This is a genomic window from Salipiger sp. (genome assembly GCF_059781815.1).
In genome coordinates this window covers 1-18,501 of record NZ_JBYNAH010000091.1, presented here as the reverse complement: position 1 = coordinate 18,501, position 18,501 = coordinate 1, and the positions used below count along the sequence as shown (strand labels likewise).

General features: G+C 66.7%; 25 protein-coding genes and 1 pseudogene. 13 read left to right on the top strand and 13 right to left on the bottom strand.

What is annotated here, in order from left to right:
- The 3 genes from AC6RA4_RS12370 to AC6RA4_RS12360 form a co-directional block, all read right to left on the bottom strand.
- Positions 1-400 (bottom strand): aconitase family protein (locus tag AC6RA4_RS12370; RefSeq protein ID WP_500160691.1); only part of this gene is annotated, 400 nt, incomplete at its 3' end.
- Between the two features lie 334 nt (positions 401-734).
- Positions 735-1,811, bottom strand: a complete 1,077-nt coding sequence (locus AC6RA4_RS12365) for an AI-2E family transporter (RefSeq protein WP_500160689.1) — start codon at positions 1,809-1,811, stop codon at positions 735-737.
- 134 nt (positions 1,812-1,945) lie between these two features.
- Positions 1,946-2,548, bottom strand: a complete 603-nt coding sequence (locus AC6RA4_RS12360; protein WP_500160687.1) for a GcrA family cell cycle regulator — start codon at positions 2,546-2,548, stop codon at positions 1,946-1,948.
- Between the two features lie 120 nt (positions 2,549-2,668).
- Here AC6RA4_RS12360 and AC6RA4_RS12355 point away from each other — a divergent pair, with 120 nt between their 5' ends.
- The gene (locus tag AC6RA4_RS12355; RefSeq protein WP_500160685.1) at positions 2,669-3,478 is read left to right on the top strand and encodes an ABC transporter permease; all 810 of its coding nucleotides are present in this window, start codon (positions 2,669-2,671) and stop codon (positions 3,476-3,478) included.
- Here AC6RA4_RS12355 and AC6RA4_RS12350 read toward each other — a convergent pair.
- The gene (locus AC6RA4_RS12350; RefSeq protein ID WP_500160684.1) at positions 3,399-4,358 is read right to left on the bottom strand and encodes a DMT family transporter; all 960 of its coding nucleotides are present in this window, start codon (positions 4,356-4,358) and stop codon (positions 3,399-3,401) included. The two genes, AC6RA4_RS12355 and AC6RA4_RS12350, sit on opposite strands and share 80 nt — an antisense overlap.
- Before the next feature lie 207 nt (positions 4,359-4,565).
- Here AC6RA4_RS12350 and AC6RA4_RS12345 point away from each other — a divergent pair, with 207 nt between their 5' ends.
- The gene (locus AC6RA4_RS12345; RefSeq protein ID WP_500160682.1) at positions 4,566-5,123 is read left to right on the top strand and encodes an HdeD family acid-resistance protein; all 558 of its coding nucleotides are present in this window, start codon (positions 4,566-4,568) and stop codon (positions 5,121-5,123) included.
- Between the two features lie 7 nt (positions 5,124-5,130).
- Here the strand turns inward: AC6RA4_RS12345 and AC6RA4_RS12340 are convergent, their stop codons facing one another.
- The 6 genes from AC6RA4_RS12340 to AC6RA4_RS12315 all read right to left on the bottom strand — a co-directional run bounded on the left by AC6RA4_RS12340 (position 5,131) and on the right by AC6RA4_RS12315 (position 8,792).
- On the bottom strand, positions 5,131-5,940 hold the full coding sequence (locus AC6RA4_RS12340; RefSeq protein WP_500160680.1) for a division plane positioning ATPase MipZ: 810 nt from the start codon (positions 5,938-5,940) through the stop codon (positions 5,131-5,133).
- A gap of 208 nt (positions 5,941-6,148) precedes the next feature.
- Entirely contained in the window at positions 6,149-6,712 is a 564-nt protein-coding gene (locus AC6RA4_RS12335) for a F0F1 ATP synthase subunit B (RefSeq protein ID WP_500160678.1), read from the bottom strand.
- A 4-nt stretch (positions 6,713-6,716) separates the two neighbouring features.
- Entirely contained in the window at positions 6,717-7,268 is a 552-nt protein-coding gene (locus AC6RA4_RS12330) for a F0F1 ATP synthase subunit B' (RefSeq protein ID WP_500160676.1), read from the bottom strand.
- Between the two features lie 86 nt (positions 7,269-7,354).
- Complete coding sequence (locus AC6RA4_RS12325; protein ID WP_007796655.1) at positions 7,355-7,579, bottom strand: F0F1 ATP synthase subunit C; 225 nt, start codon at positions 7,577-7,579, stop codon at positions 7,355-7,357.
- 81 nt (positions 7,580-7,660) lie between these two features.
- A complete protein-coding gene (locus AC6RA4_RS12320) occupies positions 7,661-8,455 on the bottom strand; it encodes a F0F1 ATP synthase subunit A (RefSeq protein WP_500160674.1) in 795 nt (264 codons plus the stop codon).
- A complete protein-coding gene (locus AC6RA4_RS12315) occupies positions 8,445-8,792 on the bottom strand; it encodes an AtpZ/AtpI family protein (RefSeq protein WP_500160672.1) in 348 nt (115 codons plus the stop codon). Before AC6RA4_RS12315 ends, AC6RA4_RS12320 begins: the two co-directional genes overlap by 11 nt.
- 249 nt (positions 8,793-9,041) lie before the next feature.
- Here AC6RA4_RS12315 and AC6RA4_RS12310 point away from each other — a divergent pair, with 249 nt between their 5' ends.
- Complete coding sequence (locus AC6RA4_RS12310) at positions 9,042-9,377, top strand: ArsR/SmtB family transcription factor (protein WP_500160670.1); 336 nt, start codon at positions 9,042-9,044, stop codon at positions 9,375-9,377.
- Between the two features lie 8 nt (positions 9,378-9,385).
- Here the strand turns inward: AC6RA4_RS12310 and AC6RA4_RS12305 are convergent, their stop codons facing one another.
- The 3 genes from AC6RA4_RS12305 to AC6RA4_RS12295 all read right to left on the bottom strand — a co-directional run bounded on the left by AC6RA4_RS12305 (position 9,386) and on the right by AC6RA4_RS12295 (position 11,586).
- Complete coding sequence (locus tag AC6RA4_RS12305; RefSeq protein WP_500160697.1) at positions 9,386-10,234, bottom strand: DMT family transporter; 849 nt, start codon at positions 10,232-10,234, stop codon at positions 9,386-9,388.
- A 26-nt stretch (positions 10,235-10,260) separates the two neighbouring features.
- Positions 10,261-11,142 carry a LysR family transcriptional regulator gene (locus AC6RA4_RS12300; RefSeq protein WP_500160695.1) on the bottom strand — a complete coding sequence of 294 codons (882 nt, stop codon included), beginning with the start codon at positions 11,140-11,142 and terminating at the stop codon, positions 10,261-10,263.
- A 189-nt stretch (positions 11,143-11,331) separates the two neighbouring features.
- Positions 11,332-11,586 carry a hypothetical protein gene (locus AC6RA4_RS12295; RefSeq protein WP_500160668.1) on the bottom strand — a complete coding sequence of 85 codons (255 nt, stop codon included), beginning with the start codon at positions 11,584-11,586 and terminating at the stop codon, positions 11,332-11,334.
- Between the two features lie 465 nt (positions 11,587-12,051).
- Between AC6RA4_RS12295 and ffh the strand changes: the two genes are divergently transcribed.
- From ffh to AC6RA4_RS12245, 10 genes and pseudogenes are all read left to right on the top strand, one after another.
- On the top strand, positions 12,052-13,560 hold the full coding sequence (ffh, locus tag AC6RA4_RS12290) for a signal recognition particle protein (RefSeq protein ID WP_500160666.1): 1,509 nt from the start codon (positions 12,052-12,054) through the stop codon (positions 13,558-13,560).
- Between the two features lie 4 nt (positions 13,561-13,564).
- Complete coding sequence (locus tag AC6RA4_RS12285) at positions 13,565-14,098, top strand: GNAT family N-acetyltransferase (protein ID WP_500160664.1); 534 nt, start codon at positions 13,565-13,567, stop codon at positions 14,096-14,098.
- A complete protein-coding gene (locus AC6RA4_RS12280; RefSeq protein WP_500160662.1) occupies positions 14,095-14,625 on the top strand; it encodes a GNAT family N-acetyltransferase in 531 nt (176 codons plus the stop codon). The genes AC6RA4_RS12285 and AC6RA4_RS12280 overlap by 4 nt, the downstream gene beginning before the upstream one ends.
- Entirely contained in the window at positions 14,622-15,140 is a 519-nt protein-coding gene (locus AC6RA4_RS12275; protein ID WP_500160661.1) for a GNAT family N-acetyltransferase, read from the top strand. The genes AC6RA4_RS12280 and AC6RA4_RS12275 overlap by 4 nt, the downstream gene beginning before the upstream one ends.
- The gene (locus AC6RA4_RS12270) at positions 15,140-15,745 is read left to right on the top strand and encodes a GNAT family N-acetyltransferase (RefSeq protein ID WP_500160659.1); all 606 of its coding nucleotides are present in this window, start codon (positions 15,140-15,142) and stop codon (positions 15,743-15,745) included. The genes AC6RA4_RS12275 and AC6RA4_RS12270 overlap by 1 nt, the downstream gene beginning before the upstream one ends.
- Positions 15,738-16,043, top strand: a complete 306-nt coding sequence (locus tag AC6RA4_RS12265; protein ID WP_500160657.1) for a chorismate mutase — start codon at positions 15,738-15,740, stop codon at positions 16,041-16,043. Before AC6RA4_RS12270 ends, AC6RA4_RS12265 begins: the two co-directional genes overlap by 8 nt.
- Before the next feature lie 50 nt (positions 16,044-16,093).
- On the top strand, positions 16,094-16,468 hold the full coding sequence (gene rpsP / locus AC6RA4_RS12260; RefSeq protein WP_500160656.1) for a 30S ribosomal protein S16: 375 nt from the start codon (positions 16,094-16,096) through the stop codon (positions 16,466-16,468).
- 132 nt (positions 16,469-16,600) lie between these two features.
- Positions 16,601-17,446 (top strand): MipA/OmpV family protein, encoded by an 846-nt coding sequence (locus AC6RA4_RS12255; RefSeq protein ID WP_500160654.1) that lies wholly within the window; start codon positions 16,601-16,603, stop codon positions 17,444-17,446.
- A 75-nt stretch (positions 17,447-17,521) separates the two neighbouring features.
- Positions 17,522-18,028 (top strand): ribosome maturation factor RimM, encoded by a 507-nt coding sequence (gene rimM / locus AC6RA4_RS12250; protein ID WP_500160693.1) that lies wholly within the window; start codon positions 17,522-17,524, stop codon positions 18,026-18,028.
- A pseudogene (locus tag AC6RA4_RS12245) lies at positions 18,025-18,501 on the top strand (hypothetical protein); the annotation flags it as partial. The gene rimM and the pseudogene AC6RA4_RS12245, both read left to right, overlap by 4 nt.

The following is an 18,501-nucleotide window of genomic DNA, read 5'->3' as shown; positions in this document are numbered from 1 at the left end:
CGGTGTGGCTGTCGCCGCAGACCACGGTCATGCCCGGCAGGGTCCAGCCCTGTTCGGGGCCGACGATGTGCACGATGCCTTGGCGGATGTCGCTGACGGGGTAATAGTTGACCCCGAAATCCTTGGCGTTCTTGTCGAGCGCCTCGACCTGGATGCGGCTTTCCTCGTTCTCGATGCCGTTGGCACGGTCGGTCGTGGTCGGCACGTTGTGATCGGGCACGGCGATGGTGCGCTGCGGCGCGCGGACCTTGCGGCCGGTCATGCGCAGGCCTTCGAAGGCCTGCGGCGAGGTCACCTCGTGCACGAGGTGGCGGTCGATATACAGAAGGCAGGTGCCGTCTTCGTCCTGCTGGACGACATGGGCATCCCAGATCTTGTCGTAGAGTGTCTTGCCGGACATGGGTTCCTCTCCGGAATGTAGAATAGCTTGGGCTGGGCGCGAGGCATCATTGTCCCGCGCCGGGGCGGGCGATGACAGGCTTATAGCCGCGCGAGCACCGTGAAGGTGGCACCGTAGAACCGTTCACGCAGACGCGCGCGGTCGCCGAGGTCGAGAACCCGAGTCATGACAGGCGAGATACAGGGACTCCCCCCGCCGATCAAGGGGGCCGGTCGGAGCGGAACCAACGCACCCCGCGACGCATCGGCCCGCCTCCTGCCCGGGCGTGGGCGCATCCCGGGAGAATCGGAACCGTCGCGGCTCTTGCCTGACCGCGCCGCGGCCCGCGCGGGCCTCAGCTCTTGTTCGAGTGGATCAGGGTGTTCTCGTCTTCGACACGGTTGGCCAGCAGCACCGCGAGGAAGCGGGTGGACTCGAAGCTCGACAGGCCGATCACGATCACCGAGGTCATCGGGATCGCGAGGATCGCCCCCGGCACGCCCCAGAGCGCGGCCCAGAAGATCAACGAGACGATGACGACGAAGGGGCTGAGGTTGAGCTGCTGGCCGATGATCCGCGGCTCGAGATAGTTGCCCACGAACATCTGCACCGCCACCAGGAGCGCCGTGAGCACCAGCGTGGTCGAGAGCGAGGCGAACTGCGCCAGCGACAGCAGCACCGGCATGGCGACGGCGATGTAGGAGCCGACATAGGGGATGTAGTTCAGCAGGCCGATGGTGATCGCCCAGAACAGCGCGAAATCCACCCCCATGGCCCAGAGCACCACGAAAGACAGGACGCCGACGATCAGGTTGATCAGCGTCTTCACGAACAGGTAGTCGCCGATCTTGCGGTTCATGTCGCCGATGATCGCCGAGACCTGCGCGGCCCTGGCCTCGTCGCGGAAGGCGGCGCGGATCTTGCCGTGAAAGCCCTCGCGCTCCGAGAGCAGGAAGGCGGCATAGACGATGACGAGGAAGATCGATGAGCCGACGCTGGTGAAGCCGCCAAGCAGCGCCACCACAAGTCTGCGGATGTCGATCTGATCGATGGTCACGGCGCGGATCTCGGTCAGCAGATCCTGGGTGTCGAGATCGAACACCGCGGCGCTGCGGTCCAGCAGCCCACCGAGATTGGTCTCGTATTTTGGCGCCACGGCGGCGATCTCGCGGGCGGTGGCGGCCACCACCACGGCGATCACCACCACCACCAGCGTGAAAAGCAGCAGCACGAGGAACCGCGGCACCGTGATCGGCAGGCGGCGCATGCCCGGAAGGGTGGCCAGCGCCTCGGAGGCGGTGACGATGATGTAGACGGTGATGACCGCTGCAAGGATCGGCAACAGGATCGCCTGCCCGATCATCAGCAGCCAGCCAAGCGCGATGGCCAGGACGACGCCGAGCACAAGATTGAGCAGCGGCGCGTCGCGCATCTCTCAGATCTCCCGCTGCCGGACAGTCAGCGTGACGCGGGCGGCGTCACGCGCTGCCTTGCGGCATCCCGGCAGATGATCCCTGCCCGTGGTCATGGGAGTGCTGGCCTCGTTTTCCGTTTGCGACAAGCGCCTCAGCGGCGACGGTCGCGGCGCGACGACATCGGCTGGAAGGCGACGCCCACATGCGCCTCGCAATAGGGCTTGCCCTGCTGCACCGGCAGACCGCAGAACCAGAAATCCTCGGTCGCGGGGTCGCCCACCGGCCATTTGCAGGTGCGCTCGGTCAGCTCCATCAGGGTGAGCTTCTTGGCCTTCTTCTCGATCTCGTTGACCTTGGCCAGAGCCTCGGGGCTGATCTCGTTGGCCGAGGGCTGCGGCGGCAGCGGCTGGCCGGCCGGAATGATCTGCTTGCGCGCCGGCGACACCGCCGGACGGGTCTCGGGCACAGACGCCGCCTCTTCGCGCGGGGCGGCCTCGGCCGCGGGCTCCGCCGGGGCGGGCTTGGGCTTGGGCGCAGGCTTGGCCTCCTTGGCCGGCTTCGCCTCCTTGGCGGGGGCCGCGGCGGCTGCCGGGGCGGCACCGGCGCCGGTGCGGTTCGACAGACCGAGGCGATGGACCTTGCCGATCACGGCGTTTCTCGTGACGCCGCCGAGCTCTTTCGCGATCTGGCTGGCGGATTGTCCCTCCGCCCACATCTTCTTCAGCAGCTCGACGCGCTCATCGGTCCAGGACATGACGTATCCTCATTGAAAAAGGCGGCCCTCTACCGGACCGCCTGGAAATTCCGCGGGTGGCCCTATTGTAGTCATCGCTATCCGAGTTACAAGCCAACCCCGCAGAGGAAAGGCCCCCGCATGACCGATTATCCGCAAAGAGACCCCGGCGAACGCCGCTTCGGACAGGTGAACTGGCTCGGCCTCTACACGCTCTGCAGCCGCGAGGTGATGCGCTTCGTCAACGTCTGGACCCAGACCCTGCTGGCGCCGCTGGTCACCGCCGGGCTGTTCCTGCTGATCTTCACCATCGCCATCGGCCCGCGTCGCGGAGACGTGATGGGCGTGCCCTTCACCGACTTCATCGCGCCGGGGATCCTGATGATGACGGTGATCCAGAACGCCTTTGCCAACACCTCGTCCTCGATCGTGGTCTCGAAGGTGCAGGGCAATATCGTCGACACGCTGATGCCGCCGCTGGCGCCGTTCGAGCTGGTGCTGGGATACCTCGCCGGTGGCGTAGCGCGCGGGCTGATCGTCGCGGTGGCGATCTCGACCGGGCTGTTCCTGACCACCGGGCTGGTGCCGCAGTATCCGCTGGTGCTGTTGGTCTTCGTCATCCTCGGCGCGGCCTTCCTGTCGGCGATGGGGATGCTGGCGGGGCTCTGGGCCAACAAGTTCGACCAGATGGCGGCGATCACCAACTTCATCGTGACGCCGCTGGCGTTCCTGTCGGGCACCTTCTACTCGGTCGAGGCGCTGCCGCCGGGGCTCTACGAGATCACACACGTCAACCCTGTCTTCTACCTGATCGACGGCGCGCGTTACGGCATGATCGGCGTCAGCGACAGCAACCCGGCGATGGGCTTCGTCATCGCTCTGGCGGCGACGGCGGCGGTGTTGCTGGCGGCATGGGGGCTGTTCCGGACGGGCTGGCGCCTGAAGGCCTAGCGCCTGCGGGCCTGAGCCGCGCCTCGCGCCAGGCCAGGAGCCCCGCGCCGGCGACGATGATGGCGGTGCCGAGCAGCGAGACCGCGTCGGGCCGCACCGAGAAGATCAGGAAATCGTAAAGCGCCGCGAAGATCAGCGTGGCGTACCAGAACGGCGAGACGAAGCTCGCATCGGCGCGGCGGATGGCCTGGATGAAGCAGGTCTGCGCCGAGGCCATGAGCACGCCCACCCCTGCCAGCGCCGCCCATTGCGCCGGGGTCGGCATCTGCCAGACCGCGAAGGCCGCGGCGCTGGCAATGCAGGCGCCGATCAGGTTGTTGATCAGCAGGATCTGGAACGCCCCCTCGCGCCCCGAGAGCCGCTTGATCACCACCAGCTCCGCCCCGAGGCAGAGCGCCGCCCCCAGCGCCAGCAGGGCCGCCGGCTGAAAAGCCTGCGGCGTCGGGCGCAGCAGGATCATCGCGCCGGTGAGCGCGATCACCGCCGCCGAGATCCGCACCCGCCCGACCTTCTCGCCAAGGAACGGGATCGCCAGCAGCATTCCAACCACCGGGTTCAGAAAGCTGATTGCGGTGGCGTCCGAGAGCGGGATGAACGCCGCGGCGGCGAACATGAAGCTGACCCCGCCCCAGCCGAACAAGACCCTGAGCGTATGCACCGGCAAAGCGGGCCGGGTCATCTTTGGACGCAGGATCAGCGCCGCGGTCGAGAACACCATGAGCGCGAAGACGAACCGGCCCTGGCTCACCTGCAACGGGTGCAGGGCGGGGCCCAACGTCTCGGTGCCGAGCATCTTGGCCAGCAGCGTGGTGCCGGCGACGAAGCCGGAGGCAAGCAGAGTCAGGGCCGCGGCAAGCGGCGGGTTCGGGCGCACATCCATGCCGGCCCGTGTGCGCCTTCCCCAGAGCTTTGGCAAGCGGTGCCCGGGCCGGGGCTCCGGTCAGCGCGGGCGGCCGGGCGATGCAGAGGAGATGGTCGCGGTCGCTGAAATCCTCCAGCCCTGCCTTTTCTGCAACCTCGCTTCGCGTCATGGTGATGGAACGGGGGCGGTCCGGCGCCGTTACCCCCTCATACAGAGGAGAGACCCATGCCCGGCCCAACGCCCCAACCCAACAGCCCGCAGCGGCGCCCGATTGGCCCGGACTGGCGCTGGCTGCTCGTTCTCGGCGCGCTGCTCATTGTCGGCGGCATCGTTGCCTTCCTGAACCCGTTCGCCGCCTCGCTCACCGCCGTGGCCATCGCCGGCAGCATCCTGCTGCTGGGCGGTGTTCTGCAGCTCTGGATTGCGTTTCAGGATGACGGACCGGGATCGGCGCGGCTGGTCTCCGGGTTTCTGGCCCTGCTCGTGCTGGCCTTCGGCGTCGCGCTGCTCGCGAATCCGCTTGCGGGGATCGTATCGCTGACGCTGATCATCGCCGGGTTCTTCATCGCCGTCGGGCTGGTGCGGATCCTGCTCGGCTTTCATCTGCGCGAACGCCAGGGCTGGGGCTGGCTGGTGGCGGCGGGCGTGATCTCGGTGCTGCTGGGCCTGTGGATCATCTTTGCCATCCCCGAGGCCGGGGGCGGCATTCTCGGGATTTTCCTCGGCATCGAGCTGCTGAGCTCAGGCGTCGGGGTCGCGGCGCTGGCCTGGCGGCTGCGCTAGAGGGGCCTCAGAAGCGGATCTCGACCTCGGGCAGGTTCAGCGTGCTCATCAGGTCACGCAGCTCCTGACGGGCGGCGACGTTCGAGATGTTGAGCTGCTTGACGCCGATATCCTTGAGATCGAGCAGCGTCAGCCCGCGCGGGAACAGCTCGCGGAAGATCACGCGCTCGGAGAAGCCCGGCGCGATGCGGAAGCCGATGCGCTTGGAGAGCCGCTCGAGCGCCTTCTCCATCTTCATCTTGTTGATCATCTGCTGCGCGCCGAGGCGGTTGCGCAGCACGATCCAGTCGATCGGCTTGAGACCGGCCTGCGCCCGCAGCTGGCGCGCGTTCCAGACCATCTCGGAATAGACCGACGGGCCGAGGATCTTTTCGCCGTCGCTGTCGATGCGGGCCAGCAGGTCGAAGTCGATGAAGCTGTCGTTGAGCGGGGTGATCAGCGTGTCCGCCAGCGTGTGCGCCACCTGGCTCAGACGCGTGTGCGAGCCGGGGCAGTCGATCAGGATGAAGTCGCTGTCGGCCTCGAGCATCGAGACCGCCTTGCTCAGGCGGTGGTCATAGGCGTTTTCGCCCGGCGCCAGATCGGCGGGGTCGACCTGCGGTAGATCGATGTAGTTCGGGCTCGGAAGCTCGAGCCCCTCGCTCTCGAGAAAGCGGCGGCGGTTGTCGCAGTAGCGCCCCGTGGTCTGCTGGCGCAGGTCGAGGTCGAGCGCGCCGACCTTGTAGCCCAGCCGGGCCAGAGCGGTGGCGACATGCATCGAGACGGTGGATTTGCCCGCCCCGCCCTTCTCGTTCCCGACGACGATGATATGTGCCACGCTACCCTCTTGTCCTGATGACCACATGTACTGCTGTGGACCTGGTCGGGCTACCGTATCTGGTGGCAGCCAACAAGCAAAGTCTTGCCGATGGGCGGGCGCCAAGGCAAGCCCCGACCGTGTTCCGCGTGCCTCAGAACCGGCCTCGAGACGCAGAAAAGCCCGGCCAGACGGCCGGGCTTTTCCGAAATCGTAAGGACCTTGCGGGTCAGTGCAGCTTGGCACCCACTTCCGTGATCGACTCGTCGATCATCCGGTCCTTGTCTGCAGCGCTGGTCTGCTGCGCGATGACATCGCGGGCAGCTGCCACGGCCACGGCTGCGGCACGGTCGCGCACTTCCTTCACGGCCGATGCCTGAGCCGAAGCGATCTGGTCTTCGGCAGCGGCGAGGCGGCGGGCGATGGCATCCTTGAGGTCCTTGCGGGCCTGCACGGCGGCAATCTCGGCCTCTTCCTTGGCGTTCGCGACGATGCGCTCTGCCTGTGCCGAGACTTCCTGCTGCTTGCGCTCGTAGGAGGCAAGAAGCGTCTGGGCCTCTTCACGCAGCGCGCGCGCTTCGTCGAGATCGTTGCGGATGTCTTCGGCGCGCTTGTCCAGCAGCTTGCCCAGCATGCCCGGGACCTTGAAATAGGCCAGGACAGCGAGGAAGAGCAGGAAACCGAGCAGCACGACGAAGTCGGTGTTGCGCAGCGAGAAGAACGGCCCGGACGCCGCCAGCGCGGGGCTGGCAAGGCTTGCGCCGAGGGCGCTGGTGATGATCAGCTTGCGCATCGGCTCACCCTTTCATCCGGTTGTCGACAGCCGTCGAGATGGCTGCCTGATCCGCCTTGCCACCGAGGGCAGCCACGATGGCTTCCGCGGTGTCCTTCGCGACGATCTCGACATTCGCGAGGGCCGACGCACGGATCTCGGCGATGGCCGCTTCCGACTCGGCGGTCTTTTCCGCGATCTGGGCGTCCGCTTCGCGGGTCGCCTCTTCGAGCTTCGCCTTGATGTCGTCGCGGGTCTGCTGACCGATGGCCTGAGCCTCGGAGCGCGCATCCGCGAGCGCCTTCTCATACGCCGCTTCGGCGTCGGCGGCTTGGCGCTTCAGCTCCTCTGCGGCGGCGATATCATTCGTGATCGTGCCCTGGCGCTCGGCCAGGACCGAAGCGATCCGCGGCAGAGCGATGCGCGACAGCACGAAGAAGATCACCACAAGCGTGATGACAAGCCAGAAGACCTGGTTCGGGATCCAGTCGGAACAAAGCTGCGGCATGCCGATGGCAGAGCCATGGCTGTCCACGCAAATACCGGCGAAATCTTCGGCGATGGGTTCTGTCGCCATGTCGTCCTCCGTCGGAACGTTGTCTCTACATCGGGCGGCCCGTCAGGGACGGGACCGCCCGCGCGTAAGGATTTTCGTTCCGTCGATTAGACGGCGAACATCAGCAGCAGAGCAACGAGGAAGGAGAAGATGCCCAGTGCTTCGGCGAATGCGATGCCGATGAACAGGGTCGCGGTCTGCGAAGCAGCAGCCGAGGGGTTGCGCAGGGCGCCGGCGAGGAAGTTCGCGGCGACGTTGCCCACACCAAGTGCGGCGAGACCGGTGCCGAGACCTGCGAGACCTGCGCCGATGTGTGCGAGTTGACCTTCCATGGTGGTATCTCCTTACGTGTGGAAGTGATCGATAGGGGTGTTCTGCGGGGTAGAGCGGGGCATCAGCGCCCCGCCGCTACGTCAGTGGTGCGGATGCAGCGCGTCCTTGAGGTAGACGCAGGTGAGGATCGTGAAGACGTAGGCCTGCACGAAGGCCACCATGACCTCGAGCCCGTAGATCGCGGTGATGGCAACGATCGACAGCGGCGAGATGACGGCGAGGCCGGCGAAGCCTGCGAAGACCTTGATCACCGCGTGGCCTGCCATGACGTTGCCGGCAAGACGGATGGAGTGGCTCACCGGGCGCACGAAGTACGAGATGATCTCGATGATGGCGAGCACCGGGCGCAGCGCCAGCGGCGCCGAGGTGACCCAGAACATCGACAGGAAGGACGGGCCGTTCTTGACGAAGCCGAGGATGGTCACGCCGAGGAACACGCAGAGCGCCAGAACCACGGTCACCGCGAAGTGCGAGGTGGTGGTGAAGCTCATCGGGATCAGGCCGAGGAAGTTGGCCACGACGATGAACATGAACAGGGTCATGATGTAGGGGAAGTAGACGAGACCTTCCTTGCCGGTCACGTCCTCGACCATCTTGTGGATGAAGCCGTAGGCGAGCTCGGCCACCGACTGGCTGCGCGAGGGGACCACGGCGCGGCGCGAGGTGCCAAGCACCATCAGCGCGACGATCACGAGGATAGCGATCAGCATCCACAGGGTGACGTTGGTGATGGTGAACATGCCCACGTGGCCGTCGCCGAAGAGCGGCTTCACGATGAACTGGTCCATCGGGTGGAAGACGAGACCGCCCGTTTCAGCTGCGTGCTCCGCGCCGTGTTCGGCCATCTCAGCACCGTGCGTTGCTTCAGTCGCCATCGCGATCCCTCTTCTCGTCTTCTCCGGCCTGCTTGGCCAGTTGCGCCTGCTGGATTTCGGCGGCGCTGCGCAGCATCACCCGGATACCCGCCACGATCCCCAGCAATGTGAACAGCACCATGAGGAACGGGGTTGTGCCGAACAGCACGTCGAGCCCGTATCCGATGCCAAAGCCGATCCCGAGACCGGCAACCATCTCCGTAACCATCCGCCAGGCGAGCTGTGCCTGGGAATAGTGTTCCTCCTGATGGACCTTGTCGCTTTCCCGGGCGGCCTTGGCCGCCGCGATCTTCGCCTCCAGCGCATCGAGTTGCTGCTTCGGATCGGGATCGCTCACTGTTCAGCCCCAAAGGAGTTCCGCGATGTTGCTATGCGGCGAGAGGCTCTGAGTCAAGAACCGGTGAACAGAGGGCAAAGGTCGACCAAGTTATTGTAATAGATGAGTTTTAATTTCACGACCTGCACCGCAGCGCGGGCTCAGAGGGCCGGTTAGCGCCAACGAGGGCGCAAATCCTTATTCAACTGGACGGTTGAGCTTGCGCCAGAGCGGCTTGACGGGGCCACCGGCGGCACGGCTTATGGCGGCATGACCGACACGCTCTCTGCCGTCTTCGCCGCCCTCGCCGACCCGACCCGCCGCCGCATCCTCGCGATGCTGCTCGAGGACGACATGGCGGTGACCGATGTCGCCGAGCCCTTCGAGATGTCCCTGGCAGCGGTGTCGAAGCACCTCGCCATCCTCGCCGCCGCCGGGCTGATCAGTCAGGAAAAGCGCGGCCGGGTGAAGTGGTGCAAGCTCGAGCCCGACGCGCTGCGCGAGGCCTCGGTCTGGATGGTCGGGTTCGGCTTGGTCGAGCCGGTCAATCTCGACGCGTTCGAGCGCTTCCTTGCGGAAGAGCTTGGGACCGGCCCAGCGCTCTGAGCCACCCCTCACTCGTCCTTGAGCAGCAGAAGCAGCGCCACCACGGTGAGGCCCACGCCCACGAGGATCATCGCCGGCGGCACCCCCTGCCCCAGCAGCAGCGTCCAGAGGATCACCCAGGACGGGGTGAGATAGGTGTAGGCCATGACCTTGGCCGAGGGCAGGCGCAGCGCCGCGAACTGCAGCAGTACGAAGGTGGCGGCGGTGGCGGCGACGGCGGTGTAGACGATGGTGATCCAGACGATCGGCGGCAGCGCCGCCCAGTCCGTCGCCATCAGCGCCGGCCAGCCCCAGATCAGCAGCAGCACCGTGCCCGCGAGGTTGGTCCAGAGCGTGAAGACCAGCGCCGGCTCGCCGCGGTTCAGCTTGCGCACCATAGGCGCATAGAAGGCATGTGCGGCGCAACCGACGAAATAGACCGCCTCGCCGCGCCCGACGCCGAAGCTCAGCGCCGCCCGCAGGCTGCCGTCGAAGATCACCCAAAGCGCGCCGACCGCACCCACGGCGAGGGCTAGAGCCATGCGCCGGGTCATGCGCTGGCGCATCAGCAGCCAGCCGAACCCCGCGGCCATCAGCGGCGTCAGGGTGAACACCGCCGACATGCTGACCGGCGCGGCGGTCTTGAGCCCTTCGAACATCAGCACGAAATAGGCGATCATCAAGCCGCCGAGCACGAGATAGCGCCACGGCGCATCGAGCGAGGCCCGCGTGACCTTGCCGCTGGCCGCCGCCACGCCCGCCAGAAGCAGCGCCGCCAGCACGAAGCGCACTGCGTTCAGCGCCGTCGGCGCGATATGCGGCGCGGCCAGCGAGCCCATCGCAAAAGACCCCGCGACCAGCGCCGAGAAGCTCAACATCGCGAGATGGCCCTGGCTTGCGGGGCTCACGCCTTGTCGCGCTCCGCCGCGTACTCCTTGAGATGGCGCAGGAACGCCTGAACCTTGGGCGTGCGGTGCAGATCAACATGGGTCACCAGCCAGAGCGGCGAGGACCAATCCTCCTGCGGCGGCAGGATCTGCACCAGATTCGGATCGGCGCGCCCCTCCTGTTCGGCCATGAAGCCGAGCCCGGCGCCTGCGCGCACCGCTTCTTGCTGCACCCGGCCATCCTCGGCGCGGAACACCACGCGCTCGAACGGCACGTGCTTCTTCATCCAGATGGCGTAGGGCGCGCGGGAATCGGGATCGTCGTACCCGACGAAATCATGGCTCTGCAGCGCCTCGACGCTGTCGGGCTTGCCGCGCGCCTCGACGTAGCTGCGTGCCCCGTAGAGCGCCACCGCCTGCCGGGCGAAAGGCTGGACCACGTTGTCGGGCTCCTGCGGAGCAGAGCCCGCGCGCAGCGCCACATGGGCCTCGCCGTATTCCAGCCGGAACAGCCGCGCCCCGGTCAGGTAGCGCACCACGATCTCGGGATGCGCCTCGCGGAAGGAGTGCAGCGCGCCGACCATCAGCGGCGAGAAATTGATCAGCGAGGTCACGAGCAACTCGCCCGAGACGCCCTCGCCCTGGCCCTTGATGCGGCCGGCAAGTTGCTGGAACTGGTCATCGGTGGCCTGCGCCACACGGGCCAGATCCTGCCCGGCCTCGGTGGGCGTGTAGCCACGGGCGTGGCGCTGGAACAGCTTCACCCCCATGCGGGCCTCGAGCGCGTCGATATGGCGGATCACCGTGGCGTGGTGAACGCCGAGCACCTCCGCCGCGCCGCTGACGGTGCCCAGTCGCGCCACCTGGTAGGCGGTGCGGATCTCGTCCCAGTTGGTCATGTCGGTGCCTGTGCGTCGGATCACATTCAGCCCAGATATGCCGGGAATTCTCGCAGGATTTCAATGCCCCCCGCGCGAATCGCGGCCTGTGAGCCGGGATGCCTGCCGAAAAAGCGAAACGCCCGGCCAAAGCCGGGCGTTTCAGGAATTCTCAGATACGGTGCGCGGAAAGGCGCGCCGAACCGCCTATCAGTCTGCGCTGTAGGTGGTGGTGGTCGACGAGCTGTCGTCGTCGTCGCCGCCGCTGGCCGCTGCGATCAGCGCCAGAAGAGCCGCACCGCCTGCGATGGCAGCGATGGTTGCCTCGTCAGCGGAGCTACCTGCTGCTGCGAGTGCATACGGATCATCTTCTTCTTCGACAGCCACCGGGCTGCCTGCGAAAGCTGCGGAGGAGGCCAGCATGCTGATGATGGCCGCCGAGGTCATAAGGGATTTCAGTTTCATGCTTCACCTTCAAAATGAGCGTTTATCGTTACTTCCTTAACGGCAATTCGCCGAATCGACCAGCCCGAAATCTCGCACCGGCAGCATTCCGCGCGCAAAATAGACAGCTGTGCTATTTTTGCGCAGTTTGCCGTGACCGCTGCACGAAGCCGTGGCAAGCTCTCGCCATCCGGATCCAGTCTTCCCGAGAGGTAGCGCAAAACGTGCGCCTCGGCAACGTTGCCCCCGGGGTTTTTGCTGCATGTGCAAAAGCCATAATACTTGACTCCACGCGCTGCGACCCGTATCCGCGACCCGACTCCGGAAGCCGTATTGCGCCTCCGGTCCCTTGGGGTCTGCCCGGGATCGCCCTCCGTCAGCGCGTTGCGCCCACGGGGGCCATTCTGCATTGCCCCGATGACTCATCGCGCCGTCGCCCCTATCTCGGGGGGACACAAGGACAACAGACGGGAGGCCCGCGGCCCCATGTTCGAGAATCTATCAGAGCGCCTTGGCGGCGTCTTCGACCGGCTGACGAAACAGGGCGCGCTGTCCGAGGACGATGTTCGCACGGCGCTGCGCGAGGTGCGGGTCGCCCTGCTCGAGGCCGACGTCTCGCTGCCGGTGGCGCGCCAGTTCATCAAGGCGGTCGAGAAGAAGGCCACCGGCGCCGCGGTCACCAAGTCGGTGACGCCGGGCCAGCAGGTCGTCAAGATCGTCCATGACGAGCTCATCGCGGTGCTGGCCGGCGAAGGCGAGCCCGGCTCCCTGCGCGTCGACAGCCCGCCCGCGCCGATCCTGATGGTCGGCCTGCAGGGCGGCGGCAAGACCACCACCACCGCCAAGCTCGCCAAGCGACTGAAGGAGCGCGACGGCAAGAAGGTCCTGATGGCCTCGCTCGACGTCAACCGCCCCGCCGCCATGGAGCAGCTCGCCATCCTCGGCACCCAGATCGGCGTCGACACGCTGCCGATCGTCAAGGGCGAGGATCCGGTCTCGATCGCCAAGCGCGCCAAGACCCAGGCGGGCCTCGGCGGCTACGATGTCTACATGCTCGACACCGCCGGTCGCCTGTCGATCGACGAGGAGCTGATGGCGCAGGTCGAGGCGGTGCGCGATGTCGCCAACCCGCGCGAGACGCTGCTGGTGGTCGACGGCCTCACCGGTCAGGACGCGGTGCACACCGCCGAGAACTTCGACACCCGCATCGGCATCACCGGCGTGGTGCTGACCCGGATGGACGGCGACGGCCGCGGCGGTGCGGCGCTGTCGATGCGCGCGGTCACCGGCAAGCCGATCAAGTTCGTCGGCCTCGGCGAGAAGATGGACGCGCTCGAGACCTTCGAGCCCGACCGTGTCGCCGGCCGCATCCTCGGCATGGGCGACATCGTCGCGCTGGTCGAGAAGGCGCAGCAGACGCTCGAGGCCGAGCAGGCCGAGCGCATGATGAAGCGCTTCTCCAAGGGTCAGTTCAACATGAACGACCTGAAGATGCAGCTCGAGCAGATGATCAAGATGGGCGGCATGGAAGGCATGATGCAGATGCTGCCCGGCGCCGCCAAGATGGCCAAGCAAATGGATGGCGCGGGGATCGACGACAAGATTCTCAAGCAGCAGATCGCCCTGATCAACTCGATGACCAAGAGGGAGCGCGCCAACCCGCAGCTCCTGCAGGCCTCGCGCAAGAAGCGCATCGCCAAGGGCGCCGGCATGGAAGTGTCGGATCTCAACAAGCTGCTGAAGATGCAGCGCCAGATGTCCGACATGATGAAGAAGATGGGCAAGATGGGCAAAGGCGGCATGCTGAAACAGGCCATGAAGGGCATGTTCGGCAAGGGCGGCCTGCCCGAGGGCATGGACCCGAGCCAAATGGACCCCAAGGCGCTGGAACAGGCGGCCAAGGCGATGGGCGGCCGGATGCCCGGCGGCCTGCCCGGTCTCGGCGGCGGCGGCGGTCTGCCGCCCGGCCTGAGCGGCATGGGGAAGAAGAAGTAAGCCCGTGCCCGCCCCCGTCCTCCATACCCCGCGGCTGATCCTGCGAGGCCACGTGCTGGCCGATCTCGAGGCGCTTTGCGACCTGTTCGAGACCGACCGCGCGCGCTTCATGGGTGGCCCGCTTGCGCGCAGGGACTCGTGGCGCTGGCTGGCGTCCGAAGTCGGCATGTGGGATCTGCGGGGTTTCGGCTACTGGGGCATCGAGACCAGGGACGGCACCTTCCTCGGGCAGCTCGGCCTGTCGCATCCGCCGCATTTCCCCGAGCCCGAGATCGGCTGGACCCTGCTCGAGGGCGCCGAGGGCAAGGGCTATGCCGCCGAGGCCGCGCAGGCGGCGCTGCACTGGGCGTGGGGAAACGGTTTCGAAACCCTGGTCTCCTATATCGACCGCGGCAACGACCGCTCCATCGCGCTGGCCGAGCGGCTTGGCGCCACGCAGGACGCGGACGCGCCGCTGCCCGAGGGCGAGACCCGGGCGGAAACGCTGGTCTACCGTCACCGCGCCGATGCGGATGGCAGCCCGGGGGCCTACGCATGATCGTGCCCAACGCCCCCCGCCTCGAAACCGAGCGCCTGATCCTGCGCGGCCCCGAGCCTGCCGATGCCGAGCCGATGATCACCTTCCTGCTCGACCGCGAGCGCGCCGGCGGCTTCGGCGGCTGCGACCACCGCGGCGACGCGTGGCGCTGGTTTGCGCTCAATATCGGCCACTGGCAGCTGCGCGGCTACGGCTACTTCACCATCGAGATGAAAGAGACCGGCCAGCCCGCCGGCATCTCCGGCATCTGGAACCCCGAGGGCTGGCCCGAGCCCGAGATCGGCTGGGTCGTGTTCGAAGGGTTCGAAGGCCGCGGCATCGCCCGCGAGGCCGCCGAGCGCGTGCGCCGCTATGCCTATGAGGATCTCGGCCTCACCACGCTGACCTCGAACATCGTGCCGGGCAACACCCGCTCGGTGGCGCTGGCCGAGCGCATGGGCGCCACCTACGAGCGCACCTATGTGAACTACAACATGGGCGAGGACATGCTCTATCGCCATCCCGGACCCGAGGAGGTGCTGGGATGAGCGTCGAGGTGCCCGTGATCGAAACCGACCGCCTCGTGCTGCGCGCCCCGCGCTTCGAGGATCTCGACCCGCTCTGCGGCTTCTTCGCCGAGGAGCGCTCGAAATATGTCGGCGGCCCGTATGACCGCGGCGAGGTCTGGCGCATGCTGCTGCGCAGTGCCGGGCAATGGCAGCTGCGCGGCTATGGCCTGTGGCACATCACCGTGCGCGACAGCGGCGAGATGATCGGCCATGCCGGCGTGCTGCATCACATCGAATGGCCCGAGCCGGAGCTCGCCTATGGCATCTTCGCCGCCTACGAGGGCAAGGGCTATGCCCACGAGGCCGTCGAGGCCGCGCGTTCTGCCGCCGCCCGCCATTTCGGTCTCACCCGCCTGATCAGCATGATCGACCCGACCAACGATCGCTCGCGGGCGCTCGCGCTGCGGCTCGGCGCGCATTTCGAGGGCGAAGACACGCTCTTCGGTCAGACCTGCCACGTCTATCGCCACCCCGAGCAGCGGGAGGGCGTGTGATGGCGCATCATGACATCCCCGTGCTCGAGACCGCCCGCCTGGTGCTGCGCGCCCCCGAGCCGCAGGACTACCCGGATTTCAAGGCGACCTTCGCCTCCTATCGCTCGCGCTTCATGGGCGGTCCGCTCAACGCCTACGAGGCGTGGATGCTCTACGCCGCCGAGATCGGCCACTGGGAGATTCGCGGCTACGGCATGTGGATGGTCCACCTGCGCGACAGCGGCGAGACCGTGGGCATGGCCGGCGGCTGGTGCCCGGCCAAGTGGCCGGAGCGCGAGATCGCCTGGATCATCTGGCCCGAGAAGGCCGGCAAGGGCTTTGCGCTTGAGGCCACGCACCGCGTCCGCCGCCACTTCTACGAAGACAAGGGCTGGGAGACCGCGGTCAGCTATATCGACCCGAAGAACCTCGATTCGATCCGCCTTGCGGAACGGCTCGGCGCCAAGAAGGACGCCGAGGCGCCCTCGATCGACGGCTCAGACGCGGTCTATCGCCATCCCGCCCCGGCGGCGCTGCGCGGCACGCAGCTCGCCCACGGCATCGACATGGAAATCGCGAATTTCCAGGATCCCCTGTTCAAACCGAAAGGCTGGGCCATTGACTGAGACCCATGATCCGGTGGCACGCGCCGCAGCGCTGCTCAAGGAACACCGCGAAAGCATCGACCGGCTCGACGCGATCCTCGTCTTCACGCTGGCCGAGCGCTTCAAGCACACCCAGGCCGTGGGCGTCCTCAAGGCGCAGCACGACCTCCCCCCTTCCGACCCCGCGCGTGAGGAAATGCAGATCGCGCGGCTGCAGGATCTGGCGGAGAAGGCGGACCTCGACCCCGACTTCGCCAAGAAGTTCCTGAATTTCGTCATTCAGGAAGTCATCAAGCACCACGAACAACACCAATCGTGACGCCGGTCCCACCGGCACGACCCAACGCCATTCGATAAGGAGAAACTGAAATGGCCATCAAGATTCGTCTCGCCCGCGGCGGTTCCAAGAAGCGCCCCCACTACGCCATCGTCGCATCCGACTCGCGCATGCCGCGTGACGGCCGCTTCATCGAGAAGCTCGGCACCTACAACCCGCTGCTCGCCAAGGACGACGAGCGCCGCGTGGTGATGGACCTCGAGCGCGTGCAGTACTGGCTCGGCCAGGGCGCCCAGCCCACCGACCGCATCTCGCGCTTCCTCGAGACCGCCGGCATCGCCGAGAAGAAGACCCGCAACAACCCGAACAAGGCGAAGCCGGGCAAGGCCGCTCAGGAGCGCGCCGAAGCCAAGGCCGCCAAGGCCGCCGAAGCCGCAGAGGCATCGGAAGAGGCCGCTGCCGAGTAATCTCGGCTGCCTTTCGGCAACACAGGCGCAGCGGGTTTTTCCCGCTGCGCCTTTTTTGTTCCGCGACAGTAGGAAAAGGTGCGAAAGGCGCTAGACTACGACTCGCAACGCCCCAGTCAGGAGCCGCCCCCGATGACATTCCTTCGCAAAGCAACCGCCCTCGCGCTTGCCCTGCTCGCCGTGCCCGCCGTGGCCACAGCACAGGATGTGAAGTCTCCGCTGGACGCAGCCTCGGACACGGCCGCAACGAGCGCGACCGTGTCGAGCCAGGACACCCGGCAGCGCGGCCTTGTCTTCAGCCTGCGCGGCGGCGTCGGCATGGCACCGAAATACCTTGGCTCGGACGAGTATGGCGTGACCCCGGATCTCGGCTTCCGTTTCCACGGGCTGCGACTGTCCGAGGGGCTCGATTTCGGCGATAGCGACGCGTGGAACGATTTCCGCGGCTTCGACGTGCACGGCTCGTTCGATTTCATCGGCGAGCGTGACGCCTCGGAATATGACGAACTGCGTGGCATGGACGATATCGACATGGCGGTCGAGCTGGGCATCGGCGTGGGCTACACCGCCGAGAACTATCGCACCTATGCCGATGTGCGCCGCGGCTTCGGCGGCCACGAGGGCTGGGTCGGCGAGGCCGGGTTCGATTTCATCACCCGCCCGACCAGCGACTGGCGCCTGAGCATGGGCCCCCGCCTCTACTGGGGCAATGACGAGGTCGCGAACACCTATTTCGGCGTCTCCGCCTCCGAGGCCACCGCAACGCGCCCGGCCTATGATGCCGATGGCGGGCTGCTTGGCGCCGGTGCCGAGTTCGTCGCGCGCTACCAGATCAATCGCGACTGGGGGCTCGAGGGCGGGGTGACCTACCGCTCGCTGCTCAACGATGCCGCCGACAGCCCGATCGTGCAGGACGGCGCGCAGGACCAGTGGAGCGTGCGCTTCGGCGTCATCCGGGTGATCCGGCTCAACTTCTGATCCTGCGTCGATTGCCAAGCGCCGCAGCTCTGGTCTATCCAGTAGCGCGGTAATTCAGGCATGAGCGAGGCCGACGTGAGCGAAACCATCTGTGTCGGAACGATTGCGGGCGCCTTCGGGGTGCATGGCGAGGTGCGGCTCAAGAGCTTCACCGCCGAGCCCGAGGCGCTGGCCGAGTATGCCCCGCTCACCACCGAGGATGGCAGCCGCAGCTTCGAGGTGCAGATCACCCGCCCGGTGAAGGGCGGTTTCGCGGCGCGGCTCTCGGGCGTGCGCAGCAAGGAAGAGGCCGACGCCCTGCGCGGCACCGGGCTTTACGCCCCGCGCGACCGGCTGCCCGCCCTGCCCGATGACGAGTTCTACCACACCGACCTGATCGGGCTGACGGTCTATGACACCGGCGGCGTCGAGCTTGGCAAGGTCAAAGCAGTGCACAACCATGGCGCCACCGACCTGCTCGAGCTGACGGTGCCCGGCCAGTCCAAGACCGTGCTGCTGCCCTTCACGCAGGCCGCGGTGCCGACGGTGGATCTTGCCTCGGGGCGCATCGTCGCCGACCCGCCGGAGGGCCTGCTCGAATGACCCGAGTGGTCATCCATGCAGGCTTTCACAAGACCGGGACCACCAGCGTCCAGACCACCCTCCGTGCCAACCGCGCTGTCCTCGAGCCGCAGCTCCGGGTGTTCCTCAAGGAAGATTTCGAAGCCCTGACCGAGGCCGCGCGGGCCCATTGCGCCGCCCCCGAGGAAGACGAGCCGCTCAACGCCGTGGGGCGCTACGCCATGCGCTTCTTTCGCCGCATAGAGCGCGACGACCCGCGCCCGGTGCTGATGTCCTCCGAGGATCTGTCCGGCCATCTGCCGGGCCGGCGCCGCCATCCCGGCTACCACGCCGCGCCGAGGATCATGTCGGTGATCGCCGAAAATGCCCGCTACCGCTTTGGCGAAGATCTCGACCTGATCTTTTTCTTCTCCACCCGTGATGCCGACCCCTGGCTGCATTCGACATGGTGGCAAAACCTGCGCAGCACCCGTCTGACCGACGATCTCGATCTC

Excerpts from the sequence above, each read along its gene's own strand:
- AC6RA4_RS12365 (WP_500160689.1), bottom strand. The coding sequence starts at position 1,811 with ATGCGCGACGCGCCGCTGCTCAATCTTGTGCTCGGCGTCGTCCTGGCC.
- AC6RA4_RS12360 (WP_500160687.1), bottom strand. The coding sequence starts at position 2,548 with ATGTCCTGGACCGATGAGCGCGTCGAGCTGCTGAAGAAGATGTGGGCG.
- AC6RA4_RS12355 (WP_500160685.1), top strand. The coding sequence starts at position 2,669 with ATGACCGATTATCCGCAAAGAGACCCCGGCGAACGCCGCTTCGGACAG.
- AC6RA4_RS12350 (WP_500160684.1), bottom strand. The coding sequence starts at position 4,358 with ATGGATGTGCGCCCGAACCCGCCGCTTGCCGCGGCCCTGACTCTGCTT.
- AC6RA4_RS12345 (WP_500160682.1), top strand. The coding sequence starts at position 4,566 with ATGCCCGGCCCAACGCCCCAACCCAACAGCCCGCAGCGGCGCCCGATT.
- AC6RA4_RS12335 (WP_500160678.1), bottom strand. The coding sequence starts at position 6,712 with ATGCGCAAGCTGATCATCACCAGCGCCCTCGGCGCAAGCCTTGCCAGC.
- AC6RA4_RS12330 (WP_500160676.1), bottom strand. The coding sequence starts at position 7,268 with ATGGCGACAGAACCCATCGCCGAAGATTTCGCCGGTATTTGCGTGGAC.
- AC6RA4_RS12325 (WP_007796655.1), bottom strand. The coding sequence starts at position 7,579 with ATGGAAGGTCAACTCGCACACATCGGCGCAGGTCTCGCAGGTCTCGGC.
- AC6RA4_RS12320 (WP_500160674.1), bottom strand. The coding sequence starts at position 8,455 with ATGGCGACTGAAGCAACGCACGGTGCTGAGATGGCCGAACACGGCGCG.
- AC6RA4_RS12310 (WP_500160670.1), top strand. The coding sequence starts at position 9,042 with ATGACCGACACGCTCTCTGCCGTCTTCGCCGCCCTCGCCGACCCGACC.
- AC6RA4_RS12305 (WP_500160697.1), bottom strand. The coding sequence starts at position 10,234 with ATGTTGAGCTTCTCGGCGCTGGTCGCGGGGTCTTTTGCGATGGGCTCG.
- AC6RA4_RS12300 (WP_500160695.1), bottom strand. The coding sequence starts at position 11,142 with ATGACCAACTGGGACGAGATCCGCACCGCCTACCAGGTGGCGCGACTG.
- AC6RA4_RS12295 (WP_500160668.1), bottom strand. The coding sequence starts at position 11,586 with ATGAAACTGAAATCCCTTATGACCTCGGCGGCCATCATCAGCATGCTG.
- ffh (WP_500160666.1), top strand. The coding sequence starts at position 12,052 with ATGTTCGAGAATCTATCAGAGCGCCTTGGCGGCGTCTTCGACCGGCTG.
- AC6RA4_RS12280 (WP_500160662.1), top strand. The coding sequence starts at position 14,095 with ATGATCGTGCCCAACGCCCCCCGCCTCGAAACCGAGCGCCTGATCCTG.
- AC6RA4_RS12275 (WP_500160661.1), top strand. The coding sequence starts at position 14,622 with ATGAGCGTCGAGGTGCCCGTGATCGAAACCGACCGCCTCGTGCTGCGC.
- AC6RA4_RS12270 (WP_500160659.1), top strand. The coding sequence starts at position 15,140 with ATGGCGCATCATGACATCCCCGTGCTCGAGACCGCCCGCCTGGTGCTG.
- rpsP (WP_500160656.1), top strand. The coding sequence starts at position 16,094 with ATGGCCATCAAGATTCGTCTCGCCCGCGGCGGTTCCAAGAAGCGCCCC.
- AC6RA4_RS12255 (WP_500160654.1), top strand. The coding sequence starts at position 16,601 with ATGACATTCCTTCGCAAAGCAACCGCCCTCGCGCTTGCCCTGCTCGCC.